General features: G+C 72.5%; 4 protein-coding genes and 1 pseudogene. 2 read left to right on the forward strand and 3 right to left on the reverse strand.

All coding sequences use genetic code 11. The features are described 5' to 3' along the window. Window positions 1–180 (reverse strand): annotated as a pseudogene (locus H5J30_RS14165) (1-deoxy-D-xylulose-5-phosphate reductoisomerase); the annotation flags it as partial. 17 nt (window positions 181–197) lie between these two features. Further along, on the reverse strand, window positions 198–1,169 hold the full coding sequence (locus H5J30_RS14170; RefSeq protein WP_181787793.1) for a sulfite exporter TauE/SafE family protein: 972 nt from the start codon (window positions 1,167–1,169) through the stop codon (window positions 198–200). A 140-nt stretch (window positions 1,170–1,309) separates the two neighbouring features. On the opposite strand from H5J30_RS14170, the gene H5J30_RS14175 reads away from it, so the two are divergent. Beyond that, window positions 1,310–2,101 (forward strand): ArsR/SmtB family transcription factor, encoded by a 792-nt coding sequence (locus H5J30_RS14175; RefSeq protein WP_181787794.1) that lies wholly within the window; start codon window positions 1,310–1,312, stop codon window positions 2,099–2,101. A gap of 64 nt (window positions 2,102–2,165) precedes the next feature. Here H5J30_RS14175 and H5J30_RS14180 read toward each other — a convergent pair whose 3' ends face one another. Beyond that, a complete protein-coding gene (locus H5J30_RS14180; protein WP_181787795.1) occupies window positions 2,166–4,124 on the reverse strand; it encodes an acyl-CoA dehydrogenase family protein in 1,959 nt (652 codons plus the stop codon). A 380-nt stretch (window positions 4,125–4,504) separates the two neighbouring features. Here H5J30_RS14180 and H5J30_RS14185 point away from each other — a divergent pair, with 380 nt between their 5' ends. Beyond that, a complete protein-coding gene (locus tag H5J30_RS14185; RefSeq protein ID WP_181787796.1) occupies window positions 4,505–5,953 on the forward strand; it encodes an aldehyde dehydrogenase family protein in 1,449 nt (482 codons plus the stop codon). The last annotated feature ends 216 nt before the right edge of the window (window positions 5,954–6,169 follow it).

Here is a 6,169-nt window from a genome sequence, read left to right on the forward strand (position 1 = left end):
GCCGCCCGCCGCGGACAGGGCGGTGACCCGGAACCGGTCGGGGTTGCGCAGCACGATGTCGACGGCCTGGGTGCCGATCGAACCGGTCGAGCCGAGGACGACGATCTCGCGGGGGCCGTCGGCGGCGGTCGCGGGACGCAGGTGCGGGTCGGCCAGCGGAGCGGCGGGGGTCTCGGTCATCGCCCCATTGTGACCGCTCAGCTCCGGCGCGGCGCAGACGCCCTCTCGATGCCGTCCCCCGGCCCCTCCCCGGCCGGGCCGCCGCCCGCCCCCGGGGTGCCGGCGGGGACGGTCGCGGCGCGCGGGCGCCGGGGGCGGCTGCTGATCACGGCGTACGCGGCGAGCACGACGCAGGCCGGGACGATGACGGTCTCGGGCACGTGGACCAGGGAGAGCCCGGTGGCCAGCAGGATGATCGCCAGCACCCAGCGCAGCACGGCACCCGGGGCGCGGGTGGAGAGCACGGCGCCGACGAGCACGCCGGGGATGGCCCCGAGGAGCAGTACCGCGGCGAGCCCGAGGCTGGCGTCGCCGACGATGAAGTGGCCGGCGGCCGCGGCGGCGACGATCGGGATGGCCTGGACGAGGTCGGTGCCGACGAGGTGGTTGGCCTTGAGCCGGGGGTGCACGAGCATCAGCATCACGATGATCAGCGAGCCGGAGCCGACGGAGGTCATGCCGACGACGAGGCCGCCGACGAGCCCGATGAGCAGCGTGGGCCCGGGCCGTACCGGCACGTGGGCGTCCTCGGTCTTCCCGCCGTCCTGCGCGGCGCGCCGCCGGTCCAGCATCATCCGGGCGAGCATGCCGGTGACGGCGAGCAGCAGGGCCGCGCCGATGACGATCTTCACCCGGCTCTGCAGGTCCTCGCCCTCGCCGAGGAACTGCAGCAGAAAGGCGCCGCAGAACGCGGCCGGTACACCGGTGGGCAGCAGCCAGCGCACCACGTCCCAGCGGACGGTGCCCGCCTTCTGGTGCACGGCGGCGCCGAACGGCTTCATGAACACGGAGGTCGCCAGGTCGCTGCCGATGGCCTGGGTGGGGTTGACCCCGAAGACCGTCACCATGATGGGGGTCATGAGGGCGCCGCCGCCCATGCCGGTGAGGCCGACCATGCAGCCAACGAGGGCTCCGGCCACGACCATCGACCACGAAAAGTCCATAGACATCGATACTAGGGATTTCCTATCGGGATGCTAGGGATAGCCTTCAGTCAATTGGACCCCCGAACCGTGAGCTGCGCCACTCGGAAGCGCCGCCTTGACAGGCAACCATTTGGTTGCCAATCTGCTGCGCAGAGGTGGTGACCATGGACGACGTCTTCAGGGCGCTCGCCGACGGCAGCCGCAGAGAGCTGCTGGACCGCCTCGACGAGCGGAGCGGCCAGACCCTGCGGGAGTTGTGCGCGGGGCTGGAGATGAGCAGGCAGGCGGTGAGCAAGCACCTGGCGGTGCTGGAGTCCGCCGGCCTGGTCACCGCCGTACGGCGCGGCCGGGAGAAGCTGCACTACCTGAACCCCGTGCCGATCCACGAGCTGGCCGACCGCTGGATCCGCCGGTACGAGCGCGGGCGCCTGACGGCCCTGTCCGCGCTCAAGCAAGCGCTGGAAGGACATTCCGTGAACAAGCCCGCGTTCGTCTACACGATCTACATCGAGACCACGGCCGAGCGGCTCTACGAGGCGCTGACGACGCCCGAGTTCCTGAAGCAGTACCACGGCGGCTGGGCGCCCCGCTCCGACTGGCAGGCCGGCTCCACCGTGTACTGGCCCCTGGAGGAGAACGGCGAGCCCCAGGACCTGGGCCAGCGCGTCCTGGTGGCCGAGCCCGGCAAGCGGCTGGTGTACACCTGGCACACGCTGCAGCCCATGCACCAGGAGATGCTGGGCATGTCCGACGCGGAGTTCGCGGAGGCGCGCAAGGAGCGCTCGCAGGTCGCCTTCGACATCGAACCGGCCGAGATCCCGAAGCTGGGCGTGAAGCTGACCATCACGCACGACCACTTCGACAGCCCCGGGAGCCGGATGCTGGAGAGCGTCAGCGGCGGCTGGGTCATGCTCGCCTCGCAGCTCAAGTCCCTCCTGGAGCGGCAGCCGGCCTGAGCCCGCGCGCGGGCGGCCGCACCGCCGGGGGAGACGGTGCGGCCGCCGCGCGGGCGCCCAGGCCCTAGCGGATCGGCCGGTGCAGGTTCGGCTTCTTCGCCGGGCCCGGCTCGGCCTCGGCGATCCACGGGCCGTCGCCCGACGGGTCGACGATGCCCTCCTCCAGCCACGTGTACGCGTCGTCCAGCACCTGCCGCACCACCCTGCGGTCCAGGTCGTCGGTGTTCGTCCACAGCCGGCCGAACAGCTCCTCGACCCGGATGCGGGCCTGCCGGCAGAAGGCGTCGGCCAGCTCGTACGCCTCCTTGCCGTGCCCGCCCCGGCCGGCGGCGGTGCGCAGCATCTCGGCCCGTACGCACGCGGCGCTCATCGCGAACAGCTCCGCGCCGATGTCCACGACCCGGCCGAGGAACCCCTGCTTGGTCTCCATCTTCCCCTGCCAGCGGGACATCCCGTAGAACGTCGAGCGCGCCAGCCGGCGGGCGCCGCGCTCGACGAAGCGCAGGTGGGTGGAGAGGTCGCGGTGCCCGGACGGGTGGAACTCGCCGTACGTCCGCGGCACCTGCCCCTTGCCCGCGACCAGCTTCGGCAGCCAGCGGGCGTAGAAGCCGCCGGCGCGCGCGCCCGCGCGCGCCTTCTCGGAGAGGTTCTTCTGCGGGTCGATGAGGTCGCCGGCGACCTTGAGGTGGGCGTCCACCGCCTCGCGGGCGATGAGCAGGTGCATGATCTCCGTCGAGCCCTCGAAGATCCGGTTGATCCGCAGGTCCCGGACGATCTGCTCGGCCGGGATCGCCTTCTCGCCGCGGGCGGCGAGCGACTCGGCGGTCTCGTAGCCGCGGCCGCCGCGGATCTGGATCAGCTCGTCGGCCATGAGGCTGGCCATCTCCGAGCCGTAGAGCTTGGCGAGGGCGGCCTCGATGCGGATGTCGTTGCGGTCCTCGTCGGCCATCTGCGAGGACAGGTCGAGCACGGCCTCCAGCGCGAACGTCGTCGCCGCGATGAAGGAGATCTTCGCGCCGACGGCCTCGTGCTTGGCGACCGGCCGCCCCCACTGCTCGCGGGCGCCGCCCCAGCCGCGGGCGATCTTCAGGCACCACTTGCCCGCACCCACGCAGAGCGCGGGCAGCGAGAGCCGCCCGGTGTTGAGCGTGGTCAGGGCGATCTTCAGGCCCGCCCCCTCGGGGCCGATGCGGTTGGCGGCGGGGACGCGCACCTGGTGGAAGCGGGTGACGCCGTTCTCGATGCCGCGCAGGCCCATGAAGCTGTTGCGGTTCTCCACGGTGACGCCCTCGGCGGCGGCCTCGACGACGAACGCCGTGATGCCGCCCCGGTGCCCCTCTGACTTCGGCACCCGCGCCATGACCACGAGCAGGTCGGCGACGACGCCGTTGGTGGTCCAGAGCTTGACGCCGTCGAGCAGGTAGTCGGCGTCGGGCCCGTCGCCGTCGGGGACGGCGGTGGTCGCCAGCCGGGCCGGGTCGGAGCCGACGTCGGGCTCGGTGAGCAGGAAGGCGGAGATGTCGGTACGGGCGCACCGGGGCAGGAACTCCTCCTTCTGCTCCTCGGTGCCGAAGATCTTCAGCGGCTGCGGCACGCCGATCGACTGGTGCGCCGAGAGCAGCGCGCCGACGGCGGGGCTCGCGGTGCCGACGAGGGCGAGGGACTTGTTGTAGTAGACCTGCGTGAGGCCGAGACCGCCGTACTTCCGGTCGATCTTCATGCCGAGGGCGCCGATCTCCTTCAGCCCGCGCACGGTCTCGTCGGGGATCTGCGCGTCGCGCTCGATCCGCGCCCCGTCGATGTGCGCGTCGCAGAAGTCGCGCAGCGTGGCGAGGAACTCCTCACCGCGCTCGACGTCCGCGGGGGCGGGCTCGGGGTGGGGGTGGATGAGGTCGAGGCGGAAGCGGCCGAGGAACAGCTCCTTGGCGAAACTGGGTTTGCGCCAGTCCTGCTCGCGTGCGGCCTCCGCGACCTCCCTGGCTTCCTTCTCGGAGACGGACGGCCGTGTGGATGGTGCGGTCATGAGGGAACTCACCTCGCCGCTGAGTAGGGGTTACCAGCCGGTGCTACTTGTGCGTATGTACCCGATTCGGCCGGGCGACACCACCCCGCGCGCGCCAATCGGGTGCCCCGCGCCCCGCGCGGCCCCGTACACGCCCTGCCCGCGCCCCCTCCGCGCGCCCTGGGCGCCCCTCCGCGATGCCCGCTCACCGCACGTCTCCCCGCACGCCCGCCCCAGGGTAGGCCGCACCTGTGACAAGATCACCGGGCCGCGGCGGGGGCCCACCCTTCCGTCACGTAGCGACGTACCCGCCGAGTGCTACGTGCCGGACAACGCACCCTGCCCCGCCGACCGCCTACGGTGGGCAGCAGAGGTACATGACTCTCCGGAGGGACTCTGCCGTGACTTCCACACAAGCGTTCTGGCTCGCCGGCCGGCAGGCGACCGGCGAGGACACCCTAGACGTCACCTCGCCCTGGGACGGCCGCAAGGTCGGCACGGTGAGCATTCCCACCGACGCCCAGATCGAGGAGGCCGTCGCCGCCGCGCACGCGGTGAAGGAGGAGCTGGCCGCCACCCCCGCGCACGTGCGGGCCGCGGCGCTCGACCACGTGACCAAGCAGCTCGCCGCGCGCGCCGAGGAGATCGCCCGGCTGATCTCCGCCGAGAACGGCAAGCCGCTGAAGTGGGCCCGCGGCGAGGTCGGCCGCGCCGTGTCCACGTTCCGCTTCGCCACCGAGGAGGCCCGCAGGTGGGGCAGCGGCGACGGCCAGCGGCTCGACACCGACCCGGGCGGGGCCGGCCGGCTGGCCTTCACCCGCCGCTTCCCGTACGGCCCGGTCCTCGGCATCGCGCCGTTCAACTTCCCGCTGAACCTGTGCGCCCACAAGGTCGCCCCGGCCCTCGCCGTGGGCGCCCCGATCATCCTCAAGCCCGCCCCCGCGACCCCGCTGTCCGGTCTGCTGCTCGGCGAGCTGCTGGCGGAGACCGACCTGCCGGCCGGGAGCTGGAGCGTGCTGCCGGTGCCGAACGACCGGATGCCCGACCTCACCGAGGACGACCGGCTGCCGATCATCTCCTTCACCGGCTCCGACACCGTCGGCTACGCGATCCTGGAGGCCGTCCCCGGCAAGCGCGTCACCCTGGAGCTGGGCGGCAACGGCGCCGCCGTCGTCCTGGCCGACTACGCCTCCGAGGCCGACCTCGACCACGCCGCGCAGCGGATCGGCACGTTCGCCAACTACCAGGCGGGCCAGTCGTGCATCTCCGTCCAGCGCGTGATCGCCGACGCCTCGGTCTACGACCGCCTGGTGCCCAAGATCGTCGCGGCCGTCGAGGCGCAGGTGACCGGCGACCCGGCGGACGAGGCCACCGACGTCGGCCCGATGGTCAGCGAGGCCGCGGCCCAGCGGCTGGAGTCGTGGGTCGACGAGGCCGTGGGCGCCGGCGCCCAGTTGCTGACGGGCGGCAAGCGGGACGGCGCGTCGTACACGCCGACGGTGCTGACGGACGTGCCCGGCGGCGTGAAGATCTCCCGCGAGGAGGCGTTCGGGCCGGTGGTGACGGTGCACCGGGCGGACGGCGAGGACGCCGCGTTCGCGGCGGTCAACGACTCGAAGTACGGCCTCCAGGCGGGCGTGTTCACGCACGACCTGCAGAGCGCCTTCCGGGCGCAGCGGAAGCTGGAGGTCGGCGGCGTCATCGTCGGCGACGTCCCGTCGTACCGCGCGGACCAGATGCCGTACGGGGGCGTGAAGCGCTCCGGTGTGGGGCGTGAGGGCGTGCGGTTCGCGATGGAGGACTACACGTACGAGAAGGTCATGGTCTTCACGGGCCTCGACGCGCTCTGACGCCGGCCGGCCGGCGACAGGACCCCCGGGGCACCCGCCCCGGGGGTCCTCGCGTTTCGGCCAACCCGGAATAACTACGAATTAATCAGTGACAGGCTCCTGACAAGCCTGAGTCCTGCCCCCTAGGGTGCTCGGCGACCCGCCAACTCCCAGGCATCCAGGGGGACTCACCACATGAGACGCATACGCGCCGGGCGGCCCGCGGGCGTGGCCGCC

Source organism: Streptomyces phytophilus (assembly GCF_013870535.1).
Taxonomy (GTDB): Bacteria; Actinomycetota; Actinomycetes; order Streptomycetales; family Streptomycetaceae; genus Streptomyces; species Streptomyces phytophilus.